The sequence below is a fragment of the Desulfitobacterium chlororespirans DSM 11544 genome (assembly GCF_900143285.1).
Classification (GTDB): Bacteria; Bacillota; Desulfitobacteriia; order Desulfitobacteriales; family Desulfitobacteriaceae; genus Desulfitobacterium; species Desulfitobacterium chlororespirans.
The window spans coordinates 282023-307087 of record NZ_FRDN01000007.1 but is presented as its reverse complement, the minus strand read 5'-3'; the positions used below and the strand labels follow the sequence as shown (position 1 = coordinate 307087).

The 25065-nt window shown below is 50.7% G+C and carries 27 protein-coding genes; 23 read left to right on the top strand and 4 right to left on the bottom strand.

Annotated features, from left to right (window positions below):
* Positions 1 to 711: a formate dehydrogenase subunit gamma gene (locus BUA14_RS12290; RefSeq protein WP_005811924.1), complete on the top strand. Its 711-nt coding sequence runs from the start codon at positions 1 to 3 to the stop codon at positions 709 to 711.
* Positions 712 to 1026: 315 nt separating this feature from the next.
* Here BUA14_RS12290 and BUA14_RS12285 read toward each other — a convergent pair whose 3' ends face one another.
* On the bottom strand, positions 1027 to 1497 hold the full coding sequence (locus BUA14_RS12285) for a MerR family transcriptional regulator (protein ID WP_072772849.1): 471 nt from the start codon (positions 1495 to 1497) through the stop codon (positions 1027 to 1029).
* 128 nt (positions 1498 to 1625) lie between these two features.
* Between BUA14_RS12285 and BUA14_RS12280 the strand changes: the two genes are divergently transcribed.
* From BUA14_RS12280 to BUA14_RS12270, 3 genes are all read left to right on the top strand, one after another.
* Positions 1626 to 2042 (top strand): cupin domain-containing protein, encoded by a 417-nt coding sequence (locus BUA14_RS12280; protein ID WP_072772848.1) that lies wholly within the window; start codon positions 1626 to 1628, stop codon positions 2040 to 2042.
* Positions 2035 to 3204 (top strand): iron-containing alcohol dehydrogenase, encoded by a 1170-nt coding sequence (locus BUA14_RS12275; protein WP_242954641.1) that lies wholly within the window; start codon positions 2035 to 2037, stop codon positions 3202 to 3204. The genes BUA14_RS12280 and BUA14_RS12275 overlap by 8 nt, the downstream gene beginning before the upstream one ends.
* Positions 3205 to 3296: 92 nt before the next feature.
* The gene (locus tag BUA14_RS12270) at positions 3297 to 4022 is read left to right on the top strand and encodes a RibD family protein (protein WP_242954640.1); all 726 of its coding nucleotides are present in this window, start codon (positions 3297 to 3299) and stop codon (positions 4020 to 4022) included.
* Positions 4023 to 4140: 118 nt separating this feature from the next.
* On the opposite strand, the gene BUA14_RS12265 is transcribed toward BUA14_RS12270, so the two are convergent.
* Entirely contained in the window at positions 4141 to 6066 is a 1926-nt protein-coding gene (locus BUA14_RS12265) for an Rqc2 family fibronectin-binding protein (protein ID WP_072772846.1), read from the bottom strand.
* A gap of 194 nt (positions 6067 to 6260) precedes the next feature.
* Between BUA14_RS12265 and BUA14_RS12260 the strand changes: the two genes are divergently transcribed.
* Positions 6261 to 9002, top strand: a complete 2742-nt coding sequence (locus BUA14_RS12260; RefSeq protein WP_072772845.1) for a calcium-transporting P-type ATPase, PMR1-type — start codon at positions 6261 to 6263, stop codon at positions 9000 to 9002.
* A 246-nt stretch (positions 9003 to 9248) separates the two neighbouring features.
* On the opposite strand, the gene BUA14_RS12255 is transcribed toward BUA14_RS12260, so the two are convergent.
* Positions 9249 to 9494 (bottom strand): helix-turn-helix domain-containing protein, encoded by a 246-nt coding sequence (locus BUA14_RS12255; RefSeq protein ID WP_072772844.1) that lies wholly within the window; start codon positions 9492 to 9494, stop codon positions 9249 to 9251.
* A 130-nt stretch (positions 9495 to 9624) separates the two neighbouring features.
* Here BUA14_RS12255 and BUA14_RS12250 point away from each other — a divergent pair, with 130 nt between their 5' ends.
* From BUA14_RS12250 to BUA14_RS12225, 6 genes are all read left to right on the top strand, one after another.
* Entirely contained in the window at positions 9625 to 9858 is a 234-nt protein-coding gene (locus BUA14_RS12250) for a hypothetical protein (protein WP_072772843.1), read from the top strand.
* Between the two features lie 206 nt (positions 9859 to 10064).
* Complete coding sequence (locus tag BUA14_RS12245; protein WP_072772842.1) at positions 10065 to 10637, top strand: Uma2 family endonuclease; 573 nt, start codon at positions 10065 to 10067, stop codon at positions 10635 to 10637.
* Between the two features lie 362 nt (positions 10638 to 10999).
* The gene (locus BUA14_RS12240; protein WP_072772841.1) at positions 11000 to 12154 is read left to right on the top strand and encodes a double-cubane-cluster-containing anaerobic reductase; all 1155 of its coding nucleotides are present in this window, start codon (positions 11000 to 11002) and stop codon (positions 12152 to 12154) included.
* Positions 12151 to 12945, top strand: coding sequence for an acyl-CoA dehydratase activase (locus BUA14_RS12235; RefSeq protein WP_072772840.1), 795 nt, complete (start codon positions 12151 to 12153; stop codon positions 12943 to 12945). Before BUA14_RS12240 ends, BUA14_RS12235 begins: the two co-directional genes overlap by 4 nt.
* 6 nt (positions 12946 to 12951) lie before the next feature.
* Positions 12952 to 14079, top strand: coding sequence for an aminotransferase class V-fold PLP-dependent enzyme (locus tag BUA14_RS12230; RefSeq protein ID WP_072772839.1), 1128 nt, complete (start codon positions 12952 to 12954; stop codon positions 14077 to 14079).
* A gap of 5 nt (positions 14080 to 14084) precedes the next feature.
* The gene (locus BUA14_RS12225) at positions 14085 to 14345 is read left to right on the top strand and encodes a putative Se/S carrier protein (protein ID WP_072772918.1); all 261 of its coding nucleotides are present in this window, start codon (positions 14085 to 14087) and stop codon (positions 14343 to 14345) included.
* Between the two features lie 161 nt (positions 14346 to 14506).
* Here BUA14_RS12225 and BUA14_RS12220 read toward each other — a convergent pair whose 3' ends face one another.
* A complete protein-coding gene (locus BUA14_RS12220; protein ID WP_072772838.1) occupies positions 14507 to 15478 on the bottom strand; it encodes a helix-turn-helix transcriptional regulator in 972 nt (323 codons plus the stop codon).
* 439 nt (positions 15479 to 15917) lie between these two features.
* Between BUA14_RS12220 and nifH the strand changes: the two genes are divergently transcribed.
* From nifH to dapF, 12 genes are all read left to right on the top strand, one after another.
* The gene (gene nifH / locus BUA14_RS12215) at positions 15918 to 16745 is read left to right on the top strand and encodes a nitrogenase iron protein (RefSeq protein ID WP_072772837.1); all 828 of its coding nucleotides are present in this window, start codon (positions 15918 to 15920) and stop codon (positions 16743 to 16745) included.
* A gap of 26 nt (positions 16746 to 16771) precedes the next feature.
* On the top strand, positions 16772 to 17089 hold the full coding sequence (locus BUA14_RS12210) for a P-II family nitrogen regulator (RefSeq protein WP_072772836.1): 318 nt from the start codon (positions 16772 to 16774) through the stop codon (positions 17087 to 17089).
* Between the two features lie 12 nt (positions 17090 to 17101).
* Entirely contained in the window at positions 17102 to 17473 is a 372-nt protein-coding gene (locus BUA14_RS12205) for a P-II family nitrogen regulator (RefSeq protein ID WP_072772835.1), read from the top strand.
* An 18-nt stretch (positions 17474 to 17491) separates the two neighbouring features.
* Entirely contained in the window at positions 17492 to 19060 is a 1569-nt protein-coding gene (gene anfD / locus BUA14_RS12200) for a nitrogenase iron-iron protein, alpha chain (RefSeq protein WP_072772834.1), read from the top strand.
* A 12-nt stretch (positions 19061 to 19072) separates the two neighbouring features.
* The gene (anfG, locus tag BUA14_RS12195) at positions 19073 to 19426 is read left to right on the top strand and encodes a Fe-only nitrogenase subunit delta (RefSeq protein ID WP_072772833.1); all 354 of its coding nucleotides are present in this window, start codon (positions 19073 to 19075) and stop codon (positions 19424 to 19426) included.
* Between the two features lie 26 nt (positions 19427 to 19452).
* A complete protein-coding gene (gene anfK / locus BUA14_RS12190) occupies positions 19453 to 20841 on the top strand; it encodes a Fe-only nitrogenase subunit beta (RefSeq protein ID WP_072772832.1) in 1389 nt (462 codons plus the stop codon).
* 24 nt (positions 20842 to 20865) lie between these two features.
* Complete coding sequence (locus BUA14_RS12185) at positions 20866 to 21579, top strand: type 1 glutamine amidotransferase (RefSeq protein WP_072772831.1); 714 nt, start codon at positions 20866 to 20868, stop codon at positions 21577 to 21579.
* A gap of 17 nt (positions 21580 to 21596) precedes the next feature.
* Positions 21597 to 22145 carry a pyridoxamine 5'-phosphate oxidase family protein gene (locus BUA14_RS12180; RefSeq protein ID WP_072772830.1) on the top strand — a complete coding sequence of 183 codons (549 nt, stop codon included), beginning with the start codon at positions 21597 to 21599 and terminating at the stop codon, positions 22143 to 22145.
* A gap of 19 nt (positions 22146 to 22164) precedes the next feature.
* A complete protein-coding gene (locus BUA14_RS12175) occupies positions 22165 to 23097 on the top strand; it encodes a hypothetical protein (protein WP_084078577.1) in 933 nt (310 codons plus the stop codon).
* Between the two features lie 29 nt (positions 23098 to 23126).
* The gene (locus BUA14_RS12170) at positions 23127 to 23729 is read left to right on the top strand and encodes a Fe-only nitrogenase accessory AnfO family protein (RefSeq protein ID WP_143153454.1); all 603 of its coding nucleotides are present in this window, start codon (positions 23127 to 23129) and stop codon (positions 23727 to 23729) included.
* Positions 23730 to 23972: 243 nt separating this feature from the next.
* Entirely contained in the window at positions 23973 to 24170 is a 198-nt protein-coding gene (locus tag BUA14_RS12165; protein WP_072772827.1) for a hypothetical protein, read from the top strand.
* Between the two features lie 43 nt (positions 24171 to 24213).
* On the top strand, positions 24214 to 25065 hold the full coding sequence (gene dapF / locus BUA14_RS12160) for a diaminopimelate epimerase (protein ID WP_178371680.1): 852 nt from the start codon (positions 24214 to 24216) through the stop codon (positions 25063 to 25065).

Here is a 25065-nt window from a genome sequence, read left to right as displayed (position 1 = left end):
ATGGGTAAGGAGCAGGTTTATCAGCGTTTTGATATCCATCAGCGTATTCAGCATATGGGCATGTTTATCAGTTTTTTTGTCCTGACCATAACAGGGCTGCCTATAAAATTTGAACAAAGCAGACTATCCCAGGGCGTTGTCTCTTTGTTTGGCGGTTTTGATAATCTCTTTTACGTGCACCTGCTGGGAGGGGTGCTCATGATCTTCGCCAGTGTTTACCATCTGATTTATCTGGTAGTGGTCCCCCTGGGAGGCAAAAAGAAATCCTGGGCCATCGTCCCCACCTTCAAAGATTTCAAGGATCTGATCCAGAATCTCGGTTATTTCTTCGGCTTCAAAAAGGAACCGGCGCGATTTGACCGTTATTCTTATAAGGAAAAATTCGACTATTGGGCAGTGTTCTGGGGAATGGTTATCATGGCCGGTTCGGGCCTGATGATGTGGTATCCTCAGTTCTTCACCCTGTTCTTACCCCGCTGGGTGATCGATTCATCCCGCTATGCTCATACAGATGAAGCCATTTTAGCGATCAGTGCGATTTTTATCTGGCATTTCTACAATGTCCATTTCAATAACAGATACTTTCCTATGAGCAAAGCCTGGTATGTGGGAACATTGACCCGTGAGGAAATGGAAGAAGACCATCCCATTGAGCTGGAAAGAATCGAGAGGGAGCCCAATGTACTCAGCAAGGATAAAACTAAGGAGTGAACGTGATGTCCGAATCCAGATTTAAAAACAGCATCACCTTAATTGTTATCGAGATGATTGTCTATGCTGCGGCCCTGGTCGCCCTTCTTAACTGGGGGTTTCATTCCGCTGTTTAGGGAAGCCGGCTGGAAAAAAAGAGGGCTGGGAAGAGAAAAAAGTTAAGTCGAATGAGCAAAGTTAAGTTAAATGAGCAAGTTCCTCATGATGTCTCCCCACTATCCAGGAAGGTGGGCATCATCAAGGGCTTGCTCTTTCTTCTCTTTCTTAGGATTAAGGTGAGCAGGCTTTAGCATGAAAGGCCATAAAATGCAGGTCCTAAAGGTGCTTATGACCGCTGTTGTTCAGGCAGCCGGAACGCTGATAGGCCAGGATATCCTCCGGGATTTCCTCCGGCGGCAAATTTTTCGGCACCTCTTCGGTCCCGGCGGCCAGGGCCGTATCATAATACCAACATTTAAAGCGGAGGGTGTTCAGGGTCTTTTGCAGTTCCTCCATTTGCTTGGTTACAACCTCAAGACGCTCATAAAATAGATTTCTCCTTTTCTGCAAAGAGCGGTTGCCTTCTTGGCACCAATCCAGAAACAGCTTGATTTCTTTGATCGATAATCCGGAAGTTTTTAAACACTCAATGATGCCAAGGGTTTCGATCTCCGTATCGGTGAATTTCCGGGTCCCGCCGTGGCTGCGGTCCAAATTTGGGAACAAGCCTTCACGGTCATAATAACGCAGGGTGGAGATGGCGACACCGGCAATGTCCGCCACTTCCCCGATGGAATACTGCTGCATGATCGAACCTCCCGAAATTTTTTTGAAATCTTACTTGATCTAAACCTGACTTTAGGTTCTATCATAGACAGTATAGAATTTGTGGATTTCTGTCAAGCTTCATGGAACAGGAAAGAAGGAGAATTCGTATGCCAAACAAGGAAGTTTTCCCAAAGGGCAGTCAGGCTGCCGCCAATTTCACCGGCGCAGCCTTTGTTAACATGCTCGTGCCTGATAGAAGCGGCACTTATAACTGCCAGGTGTATGACGTAATATTTGAGCCCGGCTGCCGGAATGACTGGCACAGTCATCCCGGTGGGCAAATCCTGCTTTGCACCGACGGCATCGGCTACTATCAGGAAAAAGATCAGCCGGCCCGGCGGCTGCAACGGGGCGATGTGGTGGAAATTCCGCCCCAGGTGGAGCATTGGCATGGGGCCGCACCGGATAGTTCATTCACCCATATCGGTATCAGCCCTAACACCCGGAAGGGCGGGGCAACCTGGCTTTTGCCCGTGACGGATGAAGAATATAAACAAGCAACAGGAGGAAATAACCATGTTTAATATGTACGTACCTACCCGTCTTGTCTTTGGCAGCGGTCGCCTGAGGGAGCTGCATCAGCAAAAAATGCCCGGTAAAAAAGCGCTGATTACTATCTCCAACGGCAAGTCTGTCCGGGAAAACGGCGCCCTGGACCGCACACAGGAGCAGCTTCGCCTCGCCGGGGTGGCAACGGCTGTGTTCGATAGAGTCGGGGCCAACCCCACCAAGACCGTCGTGATGGAGGGGGCAAAATCTGCTCATGACAACGGCTGTGATTTTATCGTGGCTTTAGGTGGCGGCAGTGTCATGGATGCGGCCAAAGCCATAGCTATGATGGCGACCAACGACGGCGACCTGTGGGATTATGTGGGGGGCAAAACAGGCAAAGGGCTGGCCCTCCGCCATGAGCCCCTGCCCCTCGTCTGCATTACGACCACGGCCGGAACCGGCAGCGAGGCGGACCAATGGGGCGTTGTGACCAACGAGGAAACCAATGAAAAAATCGGTGTCGGCGGCTATGATTCCAGCTTCCCGGTATTGTCGATCATTGACCCTGAACTCATGGTGTCCGTGCCCCCCAAGTTTACCGCCTACCAAGGATTTGATGCCCTGTTCCACGCCACCGAGGGCTATATTTCCAAATTTGCCAGTGCGATGAGCGATATGTATGCCCTGACGGCGATTGAGAACGTGGGGAACTATTTGGTCCGTGCCTGCCGGGATGGCAGGGACATGGAGGCCCGGGAAGGGATGGCTTTTGCCAACACCCTCTCCGGTGTGGTGATGACGGTCAGCGTGACGACGGCAGAACATTCTTTGGAGCACGCCATGTCCGCCTATCACCCCGAGCTTCCTCACGGTGCGGGACTGATTATGATTTCCCGGGCCTTTTATGAATTCTTTATCGAAAAACATGCCTGCGATCAGCGCTTTATCCGTATGGCCCAGGCCTTGGGCATGAAGGATGCTGCCAGGCCGAAAGATTTTATCACCATGCTGGTTAAGCTTCAGGAGGACTGCGGTGTGGCCGACCTGAAAATGAGCGATTACGGCATGACTCCCGATGAGTTCGACAAATTGGCAGCCAATGCCCGTGAGACCATGGGCGGGCTGTTCGCAGCAAATCCCTATGAAATGACTCATGAGGACTGCGTGGAGGTTTATAGAAAATCATATCGCTGACAGGGCCGGCGGTGGAAACCATATCATGATCATTAATATGAGGATTGGCCGTTAGACAATGGTATTTATGAAAAGGGAAGGAGGAAAGCAAGATGATGAACAGACCTTATATTTTCTGCCATATGATGACTTCTCTCGACGGTAAAATTATGGGGGCATATATGGATACCCCTGAAGGAGAGGCCGCCGGTAAAGCGTTTTACAACATTGCTTTCGGCAGCAATCCCCATTACCAGCATCAAGGTTGGCTGTCCGGCCGTGTGACCACAGATGATAATTTTACCTTCTACAAGCAACCTGTTCTGGATGAAGACGCTCCCCCGCTCCCGGAAGGAGACTTTGTGGCTTTGCCCAATGCGCCCATGTATTATGTATCGGTGGATCCTTCCGGTAAGCTGGGCTGGGAAAGCAGCCAACTTGCTTATGAGGATACGACTGCTCATGTGCTTGAAGTGCTGACCGAAAAGGCCGGCAATGCCTATAAAGCATTGCTGCGCAAGCTGGGCATCTCCTACATCATCGCCGGTAAGGATTTTCTGGATTATGCCCTGGCCATGGCCAAGCTCAAAAACCTCTTTGGTATTCAAACCTTGATGCTGGGCGGTGGGGGCGTTTTGAACTGGTCCTTTATTCAGGCCGGCATGTGCGACGAGCTGAGTATTCTGATCGCTGCGGCCGCTGACGGTTCCTCGGAAACTCCCGCCTTATTTGAGACAAGAGGCGGTCTGGCTTCAGATATCCCCGTCGGTTTTACGTTAAAAAGCGCCGAAATCAAAGAAGGGGGAAGTGTGTGGCTGCGCTACACTGTGAACAAGTAAAATGAATGGGAAAAGCCTGCAGGCTCCATGTTTTGGATTCTGCAGGCTTTCGCAATTTTAGTCGTTATTGTTGAAATGTTTCATTATAAATGAAACTATAAGTGAAGCTGCCTGGCCGTCAAGGCATTTCCTCTCCCTCGCTGGCCAGCAAACGTTCCACAATCTCCTCTTGGGGGGTCAGATAGAGGGTCCAGTTCTTATCATAGATAACCATGCCCGGCTTGGCGGCATTGGGTTTTTTAATATTCTTCACATGAGTATAATCCACCGGAACCAAAGTGGAGCCTTTGGCCTGACTGAAATGGATGGCCAGGGCAGCCGCCTCTTCCAAAGTGGCGTCATCGGGGAACTCTTCACCCTCTTCCAGGGGAATCAGCACATGGGAGCCGGGGATGTTCTTGGTGTGGAGCCAGAGGTCTTGGGGACGGCCCTTTTTCAGGGTCAGCCAATCATTCTGACGATTGTTTTTGCCCACCAGAATGGGGCGGTTTTGACTGGAAACGTAGATTTTGGGTTGGGGGGATTCTGCTTTAGAGCCTTGTTTAGTTCCCTGCTTAGCCCCTTTGGCATCCTTGCCGCCTTGGCCCTGCTTACCTTTTTTATGAGGTTTGCCGTTCTGCTTATTTTTGCTCAGGCTTTTTCCTTCCCCTGCCAAGGGCTTGCCATGGTGTTTGCCGGACAAATAGTTTTCCTCAATTAGTTCCTTATGAACCTCATCCAGCTCAGAGGGTACAGTGGCTTGCTCCAGGCTTAAAAGAACGGAATTAAGATAAGCGATTTCCTCCTCCACAGCGTCTTTAAGAGGCGTTGTTTTTTGAATGGTGGCTTTGGCCTTATTATAAAGCCGGTAATAGCGTTGGGAGTTTTCGATACCTGTGAGCTGAGGGTCCAGGGGAATCGTTACTTGGGGCAGGGATTCCTCATTATAATCCTCCGCCACAATCTCCTTCATCCCCAGTTCAAGACGGTAAAGGTTGGCTGTGAGCAGCTCTCCCCAGCGCTGATAGTTCAGTCCTTTGGCGGCCGTGGCCAAGGTATCCTCATAGATGCCTTTTTTCTTGTGCAGATGCTGGAGCTGCTCCTGAATGATTTTGCGCAGGGAACCCCGTTTGGCCTCCAGGGTGTTGCTGGAGGCTTTGCTCTGGTAAAAACTCTCCACGGCTTCAGCCAGGGTGGCGAAGCTCTGGGCAGGAAGGCCTTGGTACTGTTGGAAGGGCAGAAGGGTAAAGGCAGTGGGAAGAGGGGTGGGGCGGTTGAGTTTAATCGCTCCCTGATAATAGAGGGTGGGCACCAAAGGAGGAGTATGAGCTGGATTGGCTAAAAGGGTGTAAGCCTGGAAAATCCGGGAGAGGTCAATATCCCCGCACTGATCCAGGGTGATCGTCTGCGCCAATCCGGACCGGGTCATGATTTCCCGGGCCAGCTCCGGGCTGATTCCCGCGTAGTGCCTGACCAGCAAATCGACAACTTTTTCGCTGAGTCCATCCCGGAAGAGAATGGTGCGCCACTCTTCCTCAAGTTCCAGAGGATCGGCCTTTCCTTGAGAAGGAGGGGCAAGGTAAAGGCGTCCGGGCAGCACCTCACGATGACGGCTTAAAGCATGGGAGTAGCGCTTTAATCCGTCGAGGATCAGGCCGCTTTGGGGATCCACTAAAATAAGATTGCTGTGCTTGCCCATGATCTCCAGATAAAGATGAAGGGTGGCCAAATCCCCATACTCGTTATAGTTTTGCACGGTGAGCAGGACGATCCGTTCCAACCCTAACTGCTCCAGGGCCAGGATCTTGCCTCCCTCGATATGTTTGCGCAGGATCATGCAGAACATGGGAGGGGAAGCAGGGTTCTTCTTGCTTGTTTGGGAAAGATGCAGCCGTGCCGCGGTGGCAGAGATATTGAGCAGGAGCCGGTAGGACTGGCCCTGGCTGCGCAGCTGGAGATGGATTTCCTCTTTCTCCGGCTGGGTGATCTTATCAATGCGGGCCCCCGCCAGTTGGGGGGCTAATTCCTGAACCAAATGATGCAGGGTAATGCCGTCTAAGGCCATATATAATCTCCTCTCTGAGTTGGAAGGTTTCACTCAAACCGCTAAGGGAGCCATGCTCGGCATCCCCTAAGCTTCTGGGCAACAAAATGCGGATTGTCCATAGTATAACACAAATCTTGGGTATTTTTCCTGCTCCTCCTGAATAAGCATGTACAAAAAGGTTGGACAACAGTCCAAAGGAGGACGATAGAGAAATGAGGCAGCAAGCATGGCATGTTTTGCCCTGGCTGGATGTGGTTAAGGCTTTGGAGGTGCATCCCGGCAAAGGGTTAAACCTGAAGGAGGTTAACCGGCGGCTGGGCGAAGTGGGGAGAAACATTCTGGAGACCAAAAAAGGGGTTCATCCTGTCTTTCTCTTTCTCGGACAATTCAAGGATTTTATGGTCTTGGTTCTGTTGGCTGCGACCATCGTTTCCGCACTCTTAGGAGAAATCGCCGATGCCGTAACGATTATGGCCATCCTGGTCCTGAATGCAGTCCTGGGCTTTATCCAGGAATTCCGGGCGGAACGCTCTATTGAATCCTTGAAATCCTTAACGGCCCCGGAAGCCCGGGTCTTGCGGGATGGGCTGGAAAGCAGAATTCCCGCGGCGGACCTTGTTCCGGGAGATATCGTTCTTCTGGAGGCCGGGGATCGGATTCCTGCCGACATCCGCTGGATTCAGGCCGTGAATGTGGAAGTGGAGGAATCCGCTTTGACCGGAGAATCCCACCCGGTGGCCAAGCGGTTGGCTCCTTTGACCGATGAGCTGACCCCCATGGCGGATCGGGTGAATATGGGGTATATGGGCACCGCTTTGGTCAGCGGCCGGGGAGCCGGCGTGGTAGTGGCTACAGGTATGGAGACAGAAATGGGCGTCATTGCCGGTATGATCCAGAGTGTGGAAGAGGAAGAGACTCCTCTGCAGAAGCGCCTGGCCCAGCTGGGCAAATATTTGGTCATTATCAGTATTATCGTCTGCGCTATTGTGGTCCTGACCGGGGTTCTGCGGGGGGAAGGCTTCTATAAGATGTTCCTGGCCGGGGTCTCCCTGGCTGTAGCGGCCATTCCGGAAGGGCTGCCGGCTATTGTCACCGTGGCTCTGGCCATCGGGGTGCAAAGAATGGTGAAGCGCAAAGCCATCATCCGCAAGCTCCCTGCTGTGGAGACCCTGGGTTGTGCCACAGTCATCTGTTCCGATAAAACCGGGACCCTGACTCAAAATGAAATGACCGTACGCCAAATCTATACAGATCGCAAAATGGTTGCCGTAACCGGACAAGGCTATGATCCTAAAGGAGACTTCCATGGGGCGGATCCCACCAAGGAAAAAGGCCCCTTACAGTCCGCCCTGAAAATTGCTTCCCTGTGCAATAATTCCTCCCTGAACCGCAAGGGGGTGCAGGTGGCGGGGATGTTCCGGGCTGCGGGCAAGGATTCCCCCTGGGGAATCGAAGGAGACCCTACGGAGGGCGCTCTGCTGGTTGCCGCCGCCAAGGCGGGAATCTGGCGGGAAACCCTGGAGCGCAAGGAAGAGCGGGTTGGGGAAATTCCCTTTGACTCGGATCGCAAGCGCATGAGCGTGATCTATAAGGGCAAACGGGAAAAGAAGGCCTATGTCAAGGGCGCTCCTGATGAGATCCTGAGGCGCTGCCGCCATGAGCTGACTTCCGAAGGCATTGTGGAATTGAATGAGCTGAGAAGAAGAGCTATTCTGAGGGCCAATGATGAGATGGCTAAAAAAGCTTTAAGGGTCCTGGCCTTAGCCGAGAAACCCTTGCAGGAAAACGAGCGGATTGACGAACGGGTAGAGGAAGATTTGACTTTCGTAGGGCTTATGGGGATGATTGACCCGCCCCGGGCCAGCGCGGCCAAAGCGATTAAAGTGTGCCGAAGGGCCGGCATCAAGCCGGTCATGATCACAGGGGATCACCGCCTTACAGCAGAGGCTGTGGCCCGGGAACTGGGAATTCTCAAAGGCAATGGCGATGGCATACTGACCGGCTCCGATCTGGACCGGATGTCCGATGAAGCGCTGGAAAAGGAAGTCATGAATATATCCGTCTACGCCCGGGTTACACCCAAGGATAAACTCAGGATCGTCCGTGCCCTCAAGAAGAACGATCAAGTGGTGGCCATGACCGGGGACGGAGTCAATGATGCTCCCGCCGTCAAAGAGGCGGATATCGGGATCTCCATGGGCAAGACGGGGACCGACGTCACCAAAGAAGCCTCGGCCATGGTCCTGGCCGATGATAATTTCGCCACTATTGTGGCCGCCGTGGAAGAGGGCCGGGCCATCTACGATAATATCCGCAAGTTTATCCGCTATCTGCTCTCCTGTAATATCGGTGAAGTCCTGGTCATGTTCCTGGCCGCTTTGGTAGGGTTGCCCTTGCCCTTGCTGGCTATCCAGATTCTCTGGGTTAACCTGGTGACCGATGGTTTGCCGGCCATGGCTTTAGGTGTGGACGGCATGGATAAAGATATTATGAACCGCAAGCCCCGGGAACCCGGAGAGAGTATCTTTGCCCGGGGGTTGGCACGGAAGATCATGGTTCGCGGTCTGATCATTGGTTTAGGCTCCCTGCTGGTCTTTGTGATTGCCCTGTTCTTAGGAGTGAATATGCTGGCGGCCCGGACCATGGCCTTTACCACCCTGGTATTCTCCCAGCTCTTCCATGTCTTTGACTGCAAATCGGAAACCCGGGGCATTTTCGAAGTGGGAATCTTCTCCAATCCTTATCTGGTAGCGGCAGTGATCGGCTCCACCCTGATGCAGCTCAGTGTCATTTACATCCCATCCCTTCAGGCTATTTTTAAAACTACACCTTTAATGGGCTGGCAATGGGCATTGATTTTAGCGGTAGCCGGCGGTCCATCCATTTTGATTGGCTTATACCGTTTAGTACGCAATACCTGGCGGGGCAAAGAAATCATGGTGGGTGGAAAATAGGCAACAGTTTTCTGAGGAACTCATCCCTTTAAGCATCTGACAAAAAACTAACATGATAACAGAACAAACGGTGCTCAAAAACATTGGCTTGACCAGTTTTGAGCACCGTTTTTTATTTTTTTTCAATAATTTCAGTAAAATACTTTTTTCAGATAGAACATGTCGGTAAGCTGTTGGCCATACTTCAATATAGGAATGATCATGGTTTTTTTATAAAAAGAGATAGTAATTGAACTGTTCTTCTGGTTAGTCCTTATCAAATTCCAGAAACTTGTGAGGCGGAACATGGAATAAATCCGCTATGGCAAACAGAGTTTTTAAAGAAATCGGCTGTACGCAGGATGGGGTTTCCACCTGTGATAAATATTTCGACGTAATTCCGATCCGCTCCGCAAGCTGATCCTGGGTCATTTCATTCAGTTTTCGATAATACGCGATTTTTAAGCCGATTTGGATAAAGCGTTTATCATTAATATCCCATGATTTGGACATATCATCACCTCTTGGTATAAGTTTACAGACTTGAAGAAAAGAGACGAACTGCTTATGATATAGAATAATCTGTATTATATATAGATATTTATGATTATAAGTAAGAATAATCCCAGAAAGGATGGAGTGTATGAAAGCTTGTTGTATTACCGGACCCCGCGCAATACCCATGGAGAAAATCCAGTACGTTCGACAAGCCCTTCGCCGGGAAATTGAGCAGGCCATTGCTGATGGCTTTACCGGCTTTCTCAGTGACATGGACAAAGGAACAAATTCGGAATTTACAATGCTGGCGGCGGAAAAGAAGCAAGAAATCCCCGGGCTGTTTCTGGAGGCAACCCGAAAAGCAATACGGCACAAATGATCCGAATGGCTACCGCAAAAGAACTGGATGTGCGCGTCATTGAGCTTGCTGAAAATACCATTTAGCTGACTGACAGGGTAGGTTAAGCGCGCTTGGATTCATGACTGAAAAAACAGCGGCAAGTGCTCCTGAACGGTTCTGTTTAAATTAAATAAAATAAAGTATATAATAATGATCAAGAACAAGTTTTCAGGGGGGCTGGTTTTATGTCCATACCAAAGGCGAATAAAAAGCATACGTATGCCGACTATCTTACGTGGCCCGGAGAGGAACGCTGGGAGATTATTGACGGCACTCCTCTTCTGCAGTCCGCACCCACTTGGCAGCATCAGGCGATTTCCGGGGAACTGTTCAGGCAGTTCAGTAATTATTTGGCAGATAAACCCTGCCATATCTTTGGCGCACCATTCGATCTGCGGCTGCCGCTGGCTGCAGAAGCAGATGAAGACGCAACCTATGTCTTTCAGCCTGACCTGACCGTAATCTGCGATAAAACCAGACTTAAAGGGACGGGCTATTTCGGGGTGCCGGAGCTTGTGGTTGAAGTATCGTCCATCTCCACCGGGAAATTTGACAAAGTTTCAAAATTTAACGCTTACGAAAAGGCCGGCGTCCGCGAATATTGGATTGTGGAGCCTGAACAGAAAGTGGTCAGTGTCTTCAAGCTGCAGGACGGCAGCTACGGCAGGCCCGAGACCTATACGGAAGAGGACAATATCAGTGTCGGTATTTTCCCGGACTTGGCGATAGAGCTTAAACGTGTGTTTGCCGATCTCTAAACCAATGGCGGGATGACTTGTTTAGTCGATGGCTGGAACCGACCGGAGGATCTGGATCTTGTTTTCGGAAGCAAAGAAGAAGAGAATGGTCCGCAAGCCCTGTAAATACAAGGGTTTGCGGACTTAATATTTTGCGGGGGTTGTAGTGCAAAAGGGCGGTGAAACAAATGAGAAAATGAGCGTTGATAGGCTCATAGGTACTGCTTTAGCTTCATCTATTGATATTTCCTATAGATGACCATCCTCCTATAGTATTTTGGAGCACTATGTCAATAAGTATTGCATGGGCCAAGACCCGTCTTTATGATTAGGGAGGATAGACGATTTAATATTCAAAAAAATAAACGAAAGGCGGTCTAAATATGAGTGAAATTCAGCTGCCTAGCCAATTTGAAAGCTTTGCTGAGGCGCGGAAACAAGGGTTCATTGCGGTCAAAAATTTAAAAGAGCAGGGAAAGAAAGTGGCAGGGGTGTTCTGTACCTACGCCCCGGTGGAATTGGTCCTCGCTGCGGGAGCCGTGCCTGTCGGGCTTTGCGCTTTCAGCGACGAAACCATCCCTGAAGCAGAAAAAGAGCTGCCCAGAAACCTCTGTCCCCTGGTCAAATCCAGCTACGGCTTTGCCATCACCGACAAATGTCCTTATATGTTTTTTTCCGATCTGATGATCGGTGAAACCACCTGCGACGGCAAGAAAAAAATGTATGAGCTTTTAGGGGAATTCAAAAACCTCCATGTCATGCAGCTTCCTCAGACCCAACAGGATGAAGCCTCCCAGGAATTGTGGTATAAAGAAGTTCTGCGCCTGAAGGACAGAATCGAGCAGGATTTCGGAGTAACCATCACCGAAGAAGGTATCAAAAAGGCCATCAAGGTAAAAAATGAGGAACGTAAGCTCCTCAAAGAATTTTACGAGCTCAGCAAATCCTGTCCTCCTCCCATCACCGGGGCGGAACAGCTTAAAGTCCTCTACGGCTCCCAGTTCAAGTTCGACCCGGAGGTCAAAAACCGGGAAATCAGGGAAACCATTGACAAAGTCAAAGCCGATCAGGCTAAGGGCGTGGAAAATGTTTCCCCCGCCGCCAAACGAATCCTGATCACAGGCTGTCCTTTGGCCGGAGTCACCGAGAAGGTGGTCAGAGCCATCGAAGAGTCCGGCGGCGTGGTCGTGGCTTATGAAAACTGTATCGGGGTTAAACCCGTGGAGCGCCTGGTTGACGAAACCATCGATCCTTACCGGGCGATCGCCGACCGTTATCTGCAGATCGGCTGCTCCGTCATGACCCCTAACCCCAACCGCCTGGAGCTGCTGAGCCGGCTGGTCCGGGAATTCAAGGTGGACGGCGTTGTGGAAATGACCCTCCAGGCCTGCCACACCTACAATCTGGAAACCACTCAGATCCGCAAGCACATGCAAAAAGAGGATGTGCCCTTTATCAGCGTGGAGACCGACTATTCCACTTCGGACGCCGCCCAGCTTAAAACCCGGTTGGCTGCGTTCATTGAGATGCTTTCGTGAAAAAGATCTTTGTCGGCATCGATTCAGGCTCCACTCAGTGTAAAGCCGTGGTGATGAGCGAAGAGGGGCTCCTTGATACTCTGGCCGTAAAAACCGGCTGGAACCCCAAAACCTCCGCCGAGGAAAGCCTGGCCGTTTTAAAGGAAAGAAATGATCTGGACAGCCGGGAAATCCTGGTTGCAGCCACAGGCTACGGCCGGGAAGCCATCGATTTTGCCGACTATACCATGACGGAAATCACCTGCCATGCTTACGGCGGCATCTATCTGATGCCGGATATTCAGGGCATCATCGACATCGGCGGCCAGGACAGCAAGGTCATTCAGATTCAGGCCGGGAAGCCGGTCAACTTTCTGATGAACGATAAATGCGCCGCCGGAACAGGCCGTTTTTTGAAAATGGCCTGCGATACCCTGGAGATCCCCCTGGACCAGATCGATGAATTCACCGATCCCCACCAGGCGGTCTCCATCAACAGCATGTGTACAGTTTTTGCGGAATCGGAGATAATCGGACTCCTGGCCATGCAGAAGGACCGGGCCCAAATCATGGCCGGGGTTCTCCAATCCATTGCCCGCAAAATACAGCAGCAGGCGGGCAAGCTGGAGTTCACAGCAGGCAAACCGATCCTGATGACCGGCGGCCTCTCCCAATCCGGGCTGCTCGTAGAGACCATAGCCCAATATATCGGCTATGAGGTTAAATCCTGTTCCCAGGCTTTATACGCCGGAGCCATCGGGGCCTGCGTCTGTGCCGCTCAAAAATCCAATTATTCGATAAGCGGGGTGTGACCGGCTGTGATCTATTTTGACAATAGCGCGACAACCCTCATCAAGCCGCCGGAAGTCGGTGAAGCGGTAGCTTACGCCATCAATCATTTTGGCAATGCCAGCCGTTCCTTTTACGATGCCGCCATGACGGCCAGCCGGGAAATCTACAGGACCAGAGCGGCCATCGCCGCTTTGGTCGGCTCCGACGAGCCCCTGAATATAGCCTTTACCTCCTCTTCCACCGAGAGTCTCAATCTGGTCATCGGCGGCCTGGTGAAGCAGGAGGACGCCGTCATTACCACCGTGACGGAGCATAATTCGGTCTTAAGGCCCCTCTATCTCAAAGGATGCCGGCTGGATTTCATCAACTGTGATGAAAACGGGGTTTTGCAATGGGATGCTTTTGAGGAGCTGATCCGGCCGGAAACCCGCTTTCTGATCTGTACCCATGGGTCCAATGTTACCGGCAATGTTACGGAAGTCAAACAGCTCTATGACCTCTGCCGGGCTCATGATCTGACCATGATTCTGGATGTTTCCCAGACCATGGGGCTGATTCCCGTCAGCGGGGACATGGCCGATGTGCTCTGCTTTACGGGCCATAAGGGCCTGTTCGGCCCTCAGGGCACGGGGGGGATCATTGTCAACCGCCGGCTGCCCTTTGAGATTGTCAAGACCGGGGGCGCAGGGGTACACAGCTTTGCCAAGTTCCAGCAAAGTGAGATGCCCGACGTCTTTGAGGCGGGAACCCTGAACAGCCACAGCCTTTACGGCCTGCAAAAAGGGGTGGAGTTTATTCTCAATACAGGCATCGAGGCGATTCACAGCAGAGAAAACCGCCTGACCCAATTGTTTGTGGACGGCATCCAAGAGATCAAAGGCCTCAGGCTTTACGGGGATTTCTCCGGCGGTGACCGGCTGCCGGTGGTTGCCTTGAATATAGACGGACTCCTGGCCTCTGACCTGGCCGGGCTGCTTTGGGAAAAATACGGGATCGCCACCCGGGCCGGCAGCCACTGCGCTCCCCTTCTCCATCAGCGGTTCAAGACCGTGGAAACGGGGATGGTCAGATTTTCCTTTTCCTATTTCAATACTGAGGAGGAAATTGAAGCCGGGAGCAGGGCCCTGAAAACTATTGCGGAAGAGTATGGTTGATAAGCATGGAATATATTATTACCTTTAAAAACACCAACTGGGCGATCAAGTCTGAGCAATATCTGCTGGCGGAAAAACTCCAGGTGAAAGTCATGCCCCTGCCCGCCCAAATCAGCGCCGGCTGCGGGATCTGTCTGCGCATACCCGCCGCAGAGATGGAGACCGCTCTGGATATTCTCACGGCCAGGCAGGTTGAGGGCGTGGGCCTTTATACAAGAGTTGAGGCGGATAGAGGCTATCGCTACAGCGAGATCACCCAGCGATAAGGTTCGGATAAGGTGCTGAATATCCCAGTGATCCTATCCTGGTCTTTGTGGAAATTCGTGTATAATGGATAATGAGAAAACGACCTCATCTTACCACAAAAGTGGGATAAGGTCGTTTTCTTGTTATCCGTATCCAGGGAAGCCAAGTGCTTTTTAATCAACTACCAGATGATTCTCCCTGTTTCCGAAGTATTGTAGCCGCCCAAGGTTTCAAGATCCCGTTTGAATGAAGACGAACCGATAATATCCAGAATCCGCCGATAAGGCTGCTTATCCGCATCAGCTTTATGGATGATCAGATCATAACATTCGGGCTGCATGGGGAGAAATTCCACTCCGCCTACTTTTCTGTGCCCCGCCTCGCTGCCCAAGGCCACATCAGCAAGTCCCTGTGAAACGGCCATGGCGACGGCAACATGGGATTTGTGTTCGTTGGTGTATCCTTGGATGTTTTCACAGCGTATTCCAGACAAGCGCAGCTTTTCATCCAGAAGTACCCGGGTGCCGCTGCCTTTTTCCCGATTAACCATGATAATATCGTCCCGTTTTAAATCTTTCCAGCCCGTGATCCCTTTGGGATTCCCTTTTTTTACGTAGAAGCCGTGCATGCGTTCGCCGATCCGCATGATCAGAGTGGGAATACCGGGCATCATCTTTTTGACATAAGAAACATTGTATTCGTTTTGGTCCCCGTCCCATAAATGCGAGGTGGCAACATTAACCCGCCCTTGATAGAGGGCGTAGATACCGTTATAGCTGCCCAGGTAAGAACGGTAAATCTGCAGCATATCATCGTTGATGCTCAGGTGGCTGATCAAGATATCAAGAGAAGTGTCTTGTCCGCAAATGATAAATTCATGTCCTCGCGTAGTTTCAATAAAGGGTTGAGGATAGGGAATAATGTTGGGCTGGGTTTTAGGATAGTCCTGGGTTGCCGAAGCAATGGCGGCAACGGAAGGAGAGACGTTTTTGGTCCGGGAGAGATAGTTCTCAACTTCTTGCTTATGGACCCGCATTTGCTTTCCTACTTTTGAAGAAGGAAGTTCCCCGCGCTTGATCAGTTCATAGACGGTGTTGCGGGCTATCTTAAGCATATCCGCAACTTCTTGAGCGCTTAGAAGTATATCTTCCATAGTGACGATCCTTTCCTTAATGTCCGTTTATATTTGTTTTATTTATTTTATCACATGAAATAGTGCGACACAAGGTGATGAACGCAGTGTAACGGTAAAAAGAAATTATTAGAAATACATAAAGTGAACAAACGTAAACAAAATGACAAAAACAGTCGTGAATAATATTAAATCGAGGGTTGACATTAGTAATGATAATGTGTAGAATAAACAAAACAAGATAAAAACATAATAAACATTTAGATTTATGAATGGTGTTTTGTGACAAACTAATATAAACGTTAAACTCAATAATCGTCTCTAACTATTTATTGGGAAGAGTTTCTGCATAAAAATAAAAACGGTTGTGGTAACAAAGGAGTTATTCCATGCCAGGCGTGAGGCCTGTGGCGGAATAACTCCTTTTTTATAAAAATCTGATCTGTGGAGGTAGAGAGACATGACAAGAAAAATCGCATTCTACGGTAAAGGCGGTATCGGGAAATCCACGACCCAGCAGAACACGGCGGCAGCCATGGCCCATTTTTACGATAAGAAGGTCTTTATTCACGGCTGCGATCCCAAGGCGGACTCGACCCGCCTGATATTGGGGGGGAAACCCCAGGAAACCTTAATGGATGTACTGCGTCAGGAAGGGGCGGAGAAGGTTACCAATGACAAGGTTATCAAAGTCGGTTATCGGGGCATTCACTGTGTAGAATCAGGTGGTCCGGAGCCGGGAGTTGGCTGTGCAGGCCGTGGAGTCATCACTGCTATTGATCTCATGGAAGCCAACGGAGCTTATTCCAGCGACCTGGATTTTGTCTTCTTCGATGTACTGGGTGATGTGGTATGCGGAGGATTTGCCATGCCGATCCGTGACGGTAAGGCTGAGGAAGTGTACATTGTGGCTTCAGGGGAGATGATGGCAATCTACGCCGCCAACAATATCTGCAAGGGATTGCTTAAATACGCCAAACAAAGCGGGGTCCGCTTAGGCGGAATCATTTGCAACAGCCGTAAAGTGGATAAAGAGCGGGAATTCCTGGAAGAGTTTACAGCGGCTATCGGGACCAGGATGATCCATTTTGTTCCTCGTGATAACGTGGTTCAAATCGCCGAGTTTAATAAAAAAACCGTAGTGGATTATGATTCCAATGAGAACCAGGCTCAGGAATATGGGGAATTAGCCCGGAAAATTATTGAGAACCAAGAGTTTGTTATTCCGCAGCCGCTCACCATGGATGAGCTGGAGAAGATGGTGGTTAAGTACGGAATCGCGGATTAAACGGCAGGGGGAAAGGGGCTAAGCGTATGAAAATGATCAAAGCGATCCTTCGTCCCGAGGCAGTGGATAGCATAGCCGACAGCCTGGCGGATGCCGGCTTTATCTCAATGACAAAGGTCAATGCCTTCGGACGGGGTAAACAAAAGGGTATTCAGCGGGGCTCGGTGCATTATGACGAATTGCCGAAGACCATCCTGATGACGGTTGTTGAGGATGAGGAAGTGGAACACGTGTTGAAGATCATCCAATATAAAGCCTATACCGGCAGCTTCGGTGACGGTAAAGTGTTCGTTTCTCCGGTAGACAGGGTGTTTACCGTCCGTACAAGTGCCGAAGAGCTATAGGGGGTACGGAGTATGAAAGAAGTGATTGCCATTATCCGGCCTAAAATGGTTGCCAAAACTAAAGCGGCCCTGGAAGCCATCGGTATCAATAGTATCACCGCCATTCCGGTACTGGGACGGGGCAAGCAGCGGGGAATCATGGGTGAGGTGGATATTGAGTACCGGCCACAGATTGGGGAACAGGCCCCAAGCCGGGGAATGAAATATATACCTAAACGCCAGATATCCGTGGTTGTCCAGGATCAAGAGGTGGATACCGTGGTGCAGGCCATTATTCAGGTTAATAAAACCGGCCAGTTTGGAGACGGAAAGATCTTTGAATGTCCTGTTGATGAGGCCTTGCGGGTGCGTACCGGAGAAACAGGAGCCAAGGCCATACTCTAGCAAAAAGGAGGGCTGTTCATGCCATATCATCTTTTTAAATGCAGCGAATGCATCCCCGAAAGGGAGAAGCATGCCGTGATCAAAGGACCCGGTGAAGACCTGTCGATGGCTTTGCCTTTGGGATACCTCAACACCATACCAGGGACAATTTCCGAGCGTGGCTGCGCTTATTGCGGTGCCAAACACGTGATCGGCACTCCTATGAAAGATGTCATCCATATCAGTCACGGCCCGGTGGGCTGCACCTATGATACCTGGCAGACCAAGCGTTATATCAGTGACAACGATAACTTTCAGATCAAGTATACCTTTGCCACCGATATGAAGGAAAAGCATATTGTGTTTGGGGCGGAAGATCTGCTGCGGAAGAACATTATTGAGGCGTTCAAAGCCTTCCCCCATATCAAGAGAATGACCATCTATCAAACCTGTGCCTCCGCTCTGATTGGGGATGATATCAATGCACTGGCCAATGAAATCATGGAAGAAATGCCCGAAGTGGATATCTTTGTCTGTAACTCACCGGGTTTTGGGGGACCCAGCCAATCGGGGGGGCACCATAAAATCAACATCGCCTGGGTGAACCAGAAAGTAGGCACGGTTGAGCCTGAGATCACCAGTGATTATGTGATCAACTATGTCGGTGAATATAATATTCAGGGCGATCAGGTCGTCATGGGAGATTATTTTAAACGTATGGGCATCCAGGTGCTTTCCACCTTTACAGGCAACGGCTCTTATGACGAGCTGCGCGCTATGCACAGAGCCCAGCTCAATGTCCTGGAATGCGCCCGCTCCGCCGAATATATCTGTAACGAGCTGCGGGTGCGTTATGGTATCCCCCGTCTGGACATTGACGGGTTCGGCTTTGAGCCGCTGTCCGGCTCGCTGCGGAAAATAGGGCTGTTTTTCGGGATTGAGGAGCGGGCCAAGGCCATCATTGAGGAAGAAACGGCACGCTGGAAACCGGAGCTGGATTGGTATAAAGCGCGTCTGCAAGGCAAGAAAGTTTGTTTATGGCCGGGCGGTTCCAAGCTCTGGCACTGGGCTAATGTTATTCATGAAGAAATGGGCGTGGAGGTCGTATCGGTCTATACCAAATTCGGCCATCAGGGAGACATGGAAAAGGGAATATCCCGCTGCGAGGAAGGCGCCCTGGCCATTGACGATCCCAATGAACTGGAAGGTCTGGAAGCCATGGAAATGCTCCAGCCTGACGTGATCTTTACCGGAAAACGCCCCGGGGAAGTTGCCAAGAAGGTCCGGGTTCCTTATCTCAATGCCCATGCTTACCACAATGGCCCCTGGAAAGGATATGAAGGGTGGGTGCGCTTTGCCCGGGATGTCTATAATGCGATTTACTCCCCCATTCATCAACTGTCCATGCTGGACATAACCAAGGATGAGATTCCGACAGACCAAGGATTTGTGACCAAACGCATGCTTTCCGATGCCAACTTAAGTGATGAAATCAAAAACTCTCCAGTGTTGAGAGAATATACCGGGAAGTATGACAGTCTCCCAGACTTGGAAAAGAAGGTCTATCCGGAGTTCCCCAGGGAAAAATCCCTGGCATCCGCAATATAAGGCGGTGATCAGATGAGCGACGAATTAAAAAGGCAACGCATGGAGCTGCTTCTGGACTACATCATGAAAAAATGCCTGTGGCAATTTCACTCCCGGTCCTGGGACCGGGAGCGGCAAAACGAGAATATCCTCAAAATCACTTCTCAGCTGCTCTGTGATGAAGAGATTGTCCTTGACACACCTGAGCAGCGGTGTTACTGGGCGGATGCCCTATGCATGGCCGATGCCTTTACGGAGCGTTTTGCCTGGCTTGCGGAAATGGATACCCGGCAAAAGAAAGAAATCATGCAGGATTTGAAAGAGCGTCTGGATTTTCTGACCATCAACGGTTCTTTGAACCTGGAGCTTAAAGACATTCATTATTGATATTGATGAAGAGAGGAGGAGAAAAGATGGTTTGTGAATTGAAAGCAAAAGAACGCGCCGGGACTATCAATCCGATTTTTACCTGCCAGCCGGCCGGTGCCCAATACGTCAGCATCGGTATCAAAGATTGCATCGGCATTGTCCATGGAGGACAAGGATGCGTCATGTTTGTCCGGCTGCTGTTTTCCCAGCACTTTAAAGAGAGTTTTGAACTGGCATCCTCCTCGGTTCATGAAGACGGTGCGGTATTCGGAGCGCTGAACCGGGTAGAAGAAGCGGTAGACGTGCTGCTGATGCGCTATCCTCATGTTAAAGTGGTTCCGATCATTTCCACCTGCTCCACCGAGGTCATCGGGGATGATATCGACGGCGTGGTGCGTAAACTCAACGAAGGACTTTTGCAGGAAAAATATCCGGGACGGGAAGTCCATTTGATTCCCATCCATACCCCCAGCTTTGTGGGCAGCATGATTACCGGCTACGATGTGGCTCTGAAGGATTTCGTCAGCTACTTTGCGGAAAAAGGTGAGCCCAGCGAGAAGATCAATTTGATCACCGGTTGGGCCAATCCGGGGGATGTGACGGCCCTTAAGCACTTGCTGGAGCAGATGAAGGTGGAGGCCACCGTACTGTTTGAAATTGAGAATTTCGATTCCCCACTGATGCCTGCAGGCAATGTAGTTTCCCATGGAGATACGACAGTGGAGGATCTCAGAGGGACGGCCAATGCCAAAGGAACCATCGCCCTTAACCGCTATGAAGGAGGAAAAGCCGCTCAGTATCTTGAAAAAGAATTTGGGGTCCCGGCCGTCATCGGCCCTACCCCTATCGGCATCCGCAATACGGATACCTTTTTAAAGAACCTTAGTAGGCTGACCGGAAAACCCATTCCGGAAAGCCTGGCCTGGGAACGGGGAATTGCCTTGGATGCCCTTACGGATCTGACCCATATGTTTTTTGCGGAAAAACGGGTAGCTATCTATGGCAATCCCGACCTGGTGGTGGGCCTGGCCGAGTTCTGCCTGGATCTGGAAATGAAGCCGGTGCTGCTTTTGCTGGGTGACGATAATTCCAATTACAAGCATGATCCCAGAATCCAGGCCTTGCAAAAAAATGTCTATTATGATCTGGAGATCGTAACCAATGCCGATCTATGGACCTTGGAAGATCGGATCAAGAACCAGGGTCTGGAGCTCGATCTTATCCTGGGCCATTCCAAGGGGCGGTTTATTGCCATTGATTACGACATCCCCATGGTGCGGGTCGGTTTTCCTGTCTACGACCGGGCCGGAATGTACCGGCACCCGGTGGTGGGTTACGCAGGGGCCATCCATCTGGCAGAGAGCATGGCCAATGCCTTATTTGCCGATATGGAGCACAAGAAGAACAAAGAATGGATCCTCAATGTCTGGTAGGCGGATCTGAGAAGGAGGATATCTATGAAGCTGCATTATATACAGCATGTTCCCTTTGAGAACCCAGGCAGCATTTTGACATGGGCAGCGGACCATGGACACACCGTAACCGCCACCCATGTCTATGCCGATCCTCATTTTCCGGAGCTGGAGGACCTGGACTGGCTGATCATCATGGGCGGCCCTATGAACATTGATGAAGAAGCAGAGTACCCCTGGCTGATTGCGGAAAAAAAGTTCATCAGGGCGGCGGTGGAGAGGGGCAAGGTTGTCATCGGACTGTGCCTGGGCGCTCAGCTGATTGCGGGTGCTCTGGGGGGAAAGGTAACTCCCAATCCTCAGAAGGAGATTGGCTGGCTGCCTGTCCGTTTGCTGGACACAGCCCGGAAAATGCCGCTGTTTGACTTTTTTCCTGAACATCCGATGGTGTTTCAGTGGCATGGAGACACCTTCAGTACCCTGCCTGAGGGAGCGGTACTTCTGGCAACCAGCGAAGCCTGCCCCAACCAGGCATTTCTCTACGGGGATCGGGTATTCGGTTTCCAATATCATTTAGAGAACACAGAGGACATCATCGGGGGTTTGATCGAGAACTGCGGTGATGAGTTGGTTCCGGCCGATACAGTACAACCGGCTGAGGAGCTCCTGGCCCATCCCGAATATATTGCCCAGGATCAGATCTGGATGGAGCAGTTTCTATCCCGGCTGATGACCCTGTGGCAAAGGGGTGAGCTTTAAAAGGGGTGAGCTTTAATATGGAACAAATACGCTATACCAGTAGGATCTGTACCGATCCGAAGCGGATTGAAGGGTTTCTCCGGCACTCCCGGGTCGGTATCGTGGGAATGAATGCGGGGGAATACCCTTATGCCGTGCCGGTCAATTTTGTGTGGATGGACGGCTGCATCTACTTTCACGGGATGGGTTCGGGCAAAAAGGTCAAGCTTCTTGATGAAAATCCCAAGGTGTGCTTTACAGTGTATGAAGAGGCCGGTACGGTAACCGATCCTGTTCCCTGCAAGGTGGATACGGCCTACATGAGTGTGATGCTGTTTGGTACAGTTCAGCGGGTAGAGGATTTTAAGCAGTCTGCGGCCGCCTTGCAGCAGCTTCTGAATAAATTGATGCCCGGATTTTTTAAGCCAATGCCGGGCAGTGCCTTGATCGAAAAATACCGTTCCGCCTTGGATGACAATCCGGTGGCCGTTTACAAGATGAAGCCGGATTTCCTGACCGCCAAAGAGAACCGGTCTGAACCGGAGGCACTGTTTCACGGCGGTTTGCAGCAAGTAAGCAAAGGATAAGCAAAGGAGATGAATCCCAGTGAATGAAGCACCGGTCCTGAACGGAATAACCAGTTGCACCCTCTATGCCAACGGCAATGTATGCGAATGCAGGGTAAACGAAGAAAATGTCCTTCAGACATCGGCCGGTGCGCTGGTGCCGCGGTATTCCCGGCCAGGCGTGCGTGAAAAAGAGCTGAAGTCCCTTTCCTTTTATGCCAATGGCAGCCTGCGCAGCATTTATCTGGAAGCCCAGACAGAAATCCCGACTCCCATCGGCCCCTTCCCTGCCGAATTGGTGACATTTTATGAAGATGGAGCTATCGACAGCGTATTTCCGCTGAACGGGCAAATCGGGTTTGCCTGGTCCGAGGAGGAAGAAGGGGAGTTGGCCCAGGTCTATGAATTTCCCTTAGCGTTCGGAAGGATTACGGTGAAACTGAACGGGCTGCGCTTCTATCCTGACGGTAAGCTGAAAAGCCTGATTTTTTGGCCGGGCGCAGTGGTTCCCCTGCATACCCCCGGGGGAGATTTTTCAGGCCGGATTGGAGTGAGATTGCATGACAACGGCAATCTGGAATCTTTTGAACCGGCGGTACCTGTTGTACTGAATACACCCATTGGTCCGGTTCCGGCTTTTGACGTCAACGCCCTGGCAGTGGATGCCGATTTTAACTCCATTCGCTTTGACCGGAAAGGGAAGCTTGTTCAGCTTAAGACATCAGGAGATATTGTGGTGCAGAGTGCCGGCGCGGGCAGAAAAATTATCTCCTCACGAACCAGAATGGGGCTTATGGACGATACGGTTGCCAAGCTGCCCCTGGCCTTGTCTTTTGCGGGTAACATGGTGACGATTGATGACGGAGTGGAGCGGTTCACTTATGACATTGCGGATTGTAAGTTCCTGATTCTGCCCGATTTTGATCGGTCGGGTTTTAATTGCACGGGAGATTGTAATGGGTGTTCCTGCTGATTCAGGAATGCTCCGGCCAAGGAGGGACTATGAAAATTGCGGTATTAGTCAATGAAACCGGCGTTACCGCCGGTTTCTCTGAAAAAGCAGAGCTTTATATATACGAAAGAACAGGTGATACCTGGGTTGCCGATCAAAAATTTGATTGGACACCGGGCAACCACGAATCCATGGCCGGACTGCGCTTCCGCCTTAGTCAAATGGTACATTGGCTGGGAGATTGCAAGGTAATAGCAGCCGGACCTACCCATGGTTTCTATCGCGTTATTTTTGAAGGTTTCGGCGTCGCCCTGTGGATGATCGAAGGACGCCCTCAGGACTTCATTCCTCAGATTGAACATTTTTATTGTTACCGGCAGGAAGACCGCGATGGAACCTCAGAGCTGATTCAGCCCATTGCCGGCAAAGCAGGATATTATTCGGTAGATTTAAGAGATGTCATGGCCCATAACAAGCCCCTCAATTCCCGGGAAGTATTAATACCCTTTTTCAAGGAAGCAGCTTTTGCCCGGCTGGAAATCACCTGCAGCCATATTCCCAAATGGTTTGAAAAGGAACTCCCTTTGCATAAATTACAGATGGACGTAGAGACCCGGAATAACGGCATGAAAGTGCATGTATATCCTGTATGATTCTTCTCCTCGTTAATATCTACTTGCCTATGGGGGGCTGTCGCAGTAAGACAGTCCGGGGATAACATGAGACGGCGGCTGGCAGATGCCAGAGGCCGTCTTCTGCTGTAAAATAGAAAGTGCCCGAGTGAGGCCCGCATTTAAAAAGGATTTTTGTCCGTAATGCAGAATACCTAGAAGAATCATGATGTAACTATTTCATTGATTTCAGGATAAACTATTCAAGGCAAGAGGAGGACGATCATGTTTGAATTTTTGTTAGGATTTGTTTTGGCAGATAATATTGATACACTATCCTATATTGTCGTTGGCTTATTAGCGATCTTCACGGTTTCCTTAATTATAAAAAAAGTCTTCAAATTAGCCCTTATTTTTGTATTAATCACGATCATGGCTTATTACCTGGTGCCGGATCTGTTCGCCTCCATCATCCTCCCCTAGGAAAAAACCGCCCAAGATCATGGGTAAGGAGTTGAAGTTAGCTATGGAAATCATCAAAATGCACGGCCTGGGCAATGATTTTGTCTTTATCGATCACTTTCAGGGTACCCCTGCCGAGTTTCCCGATTATCCGGAGTTGGCCCGCAGGCTTTGCCACCGCCAGTTCGGAGTGGGGGGAGATGGGCTGATTGTCGTCCTGCCCTCGGCAAAAGCGGACGCCAGGATGCGCATCCTGAATTCGGATGGCTCAGAGCCGGAGATGTGCGGCAATGGCATTCGTTGTTTTGCCCGTTATATCTATGATCAGGGTTATGTTACCAAAAACCCCCTCCAGGTGGAGACCTTAGCCGGGATTCTTACCCTGCAGCTCATCATCACCGGAGATCAAGTCACCGGGGTGCGGGTGGATATGGGGGAGCCGATCCTGAAGTCGGAACAGGTTCCGGTACTTATTCAGGGCGATCCTGTAGTGGGAGCCAAGCTCGATGTGGATGGGCAGGAATTCGAATTTACGGCAGTGTCCATGGGCAACCCTCACTGCGTGATCTTTGTGGAAGATTACGAAACCCTTGATTTTGAGCGGATCGGCCCGGCCATTGAAAAACATCCTCTCTTTCCCCGCAAAACCAATGTGGAGTTTATCATCGTCAACAGCCCCCGGGAATTGACCATGAAGGTATGGGAGCGGGGAGCGGGCCCGACGCTGGCCTGCGGAACAGGAGCCTGCGCTTCAGTAGTGGCCGCCGTCCTCAACGGCAGGACTGAGCGCAAGGTCACTGTTCATTTGCCGGGGGGTGATCTCCTGATTGAGTGGGGAGAGGATAACCGGGTGTACATGACCGGGCCGGCAGCCTATGTGTTTAAAGGCGTTTTGCTGGAGGATGCCCTCAGCTAA

Excerpts from the sequence above, each read along its gene's own strand:
- BUA14_RS12170 (WP_143153454.1), top strand. The coding sequence starts at position 23,127 with ATGAAAATTGCGGTATTAGTCAATGAAACCGGCGTTACCGCCGGTTTC.
- anfG (WP_072772833.1), top strand. The coding sequence starts at position 19,073 with ATGAGCGACGAATTAAAAAGGCAACGCATGGAGCTGCTTCTGGACTAC.
- BUA14_RS12225 (WP_072772918.1), top strand. The coding sequence starts at position 14,085 with ATGGAATATATTATTACCTTTAAAAACACCAACTGGGCGATCAAGTCT.
- BUA14_RS12285 (WP_072772849.1), bottom strand. The coding sequence starts at position 1,497 with ATGCAGCAGTATTCCATCGGGGAAGTGGCGGACATTGCCGGTGTCGCC.
- BUA14_RS12210 (WP_072772836.1), top strand. The coding sequence starts at position 16,772 with ATGAAAATGATCAAAGCGATCCTTCGTCCCGAGGCAGTGGATAGCATA.
- BUA14_RS12265 (WP_072772846.1), bottom strand. The coding sequence starts at position 6,066 with ATGGCCTTAGACGGCATTACCCTGCATCATTTGGTTCAGGAATTAGCC.
- BUA14_RS12180 (WP_072772830.1), top strand. The coding sequence starts at position 21,597 with ATGGAACAAATACGCTATACCAGTAGGATCTGTACCGATCCGAAGCGG.
- anfK (WP_072772832.1), top strand. The coding sequence starts at position 19,453 with ATGGTTTGTGAATTGAAAGCAAAAGAACGCGCCGGGACTATCAATCCG.
- dapF (WP_178371680.1), top strand. The coding sequence starts at position 24,214 with ATGGAAATCATCAAAATGCACGGCCTGGGCAATGATTTTGTCTTTATC.
- BUA14_RS12220 (WP_072772838.1), bottom strand. The coding sequence starts at position 15,478 with ATGGAAGATATACTTCTAAGCGCTCAAGAAGTTGCGGATATGCTTAAG.
- BUA14_RS12275 (WP_242954641.1), top strand. The coding sequence starts at position 2,035 with ATGTTTAATATGTACGTACCTACCCGTCTTGTCTTTGGCAGCGGTCGC.
- BUA14_RS12185 (WP_072772831.1), top strand. The coding sequence starts at position 20,866 with ATGAAGCTGCATTATATACAGCATGTTCCCTTTGAGAACCCAGGCAGC.
- BUA14_RS12290 (WP_005811924.1), top strand. The coding sequence starts at position 1 with ATGGGTAAGGAGCAGGTTTATCAGCGTTTTGATATCCATCAGCGTATT.
- BUA14_RS12245 (WP_072772842.1), top strand. The coding sequence starts at position 10,065 with ATGTCCATACCAAAGGCGAATAAAAAGCATACGTATGCCGACTATCTT.
- BUA14_RS12270 (WP_242954640.1), top strand. The coding sequence starts at position 3,297 with ATGATGAACAGACCTTATATTTTCTGCCATATGATGACTTCTCTCGAC.
- BUA14_RS12260 (WP_072772845.1), top strand. The coding sequence starts at position 6,261 with ATGAGGCAGCAAGCATGGCATGTTTTGCCCTGGCTGGATGTGGTTAAG.
- anfD (WP_072772834.1), top strand. The coding sequence starts at position 17,492 with ATGCCATATCATCTTTTTAAATGCAGCGAATGCATCCCCGAAAGGGAG.
- BUA14_RS12240 (WP_072772841.1), top strand. The coding sequence starts at position 11,000 with ATGAGTGAAATTCAGCTGCCTAGCCAATTTGAAAGCTTTGCTGAGGCG.
- BUA14_RS12255 (WP_072772844.1), bottom strand. The coding sequence starts at position 9,494 with ATGTCCAAATCATGGGATATTAATGATAAACGCTTTATCCAAATCGGC.
- BUA14_RS12205 (WP_072772835.1), top strand. The coding sequence starts at position 17,102 with ATGAAAGAAGTGATTGCCATTATCCGGCCTAAAATGGTTGCCAAAACT.
- BUA14_RS12250 (WP_072772843.1), top strand. The coding sequence starts at position 9,625 with ATGAAAGCTTGTTGTATTACCGGACCCCGCGCAATACCCATGGAGAAA.
- BUA14_RS12280 (WP_072772848.1), top strand. The coding sequence starts at position 1,626 with ATGCCAAACAAGGAAGTTTTCCCAAAGGGCAGTCAGGCTGCCGCCAAT.
- BUA14_RS12165 (WP_072772827.1), top strand. The coding sequence starts at position 23,973 with ATGTTTGAATTTTTGTTAGGATTTGTTTTGGCAGATAATATTGATACA.
- nifH (WP_072772837.1), top strand. The coding sequence starts at position 15,918 with ATGACAAGAAAAATCGCATTCTACGGTAAAGGCGGTATCGGGAAATCC.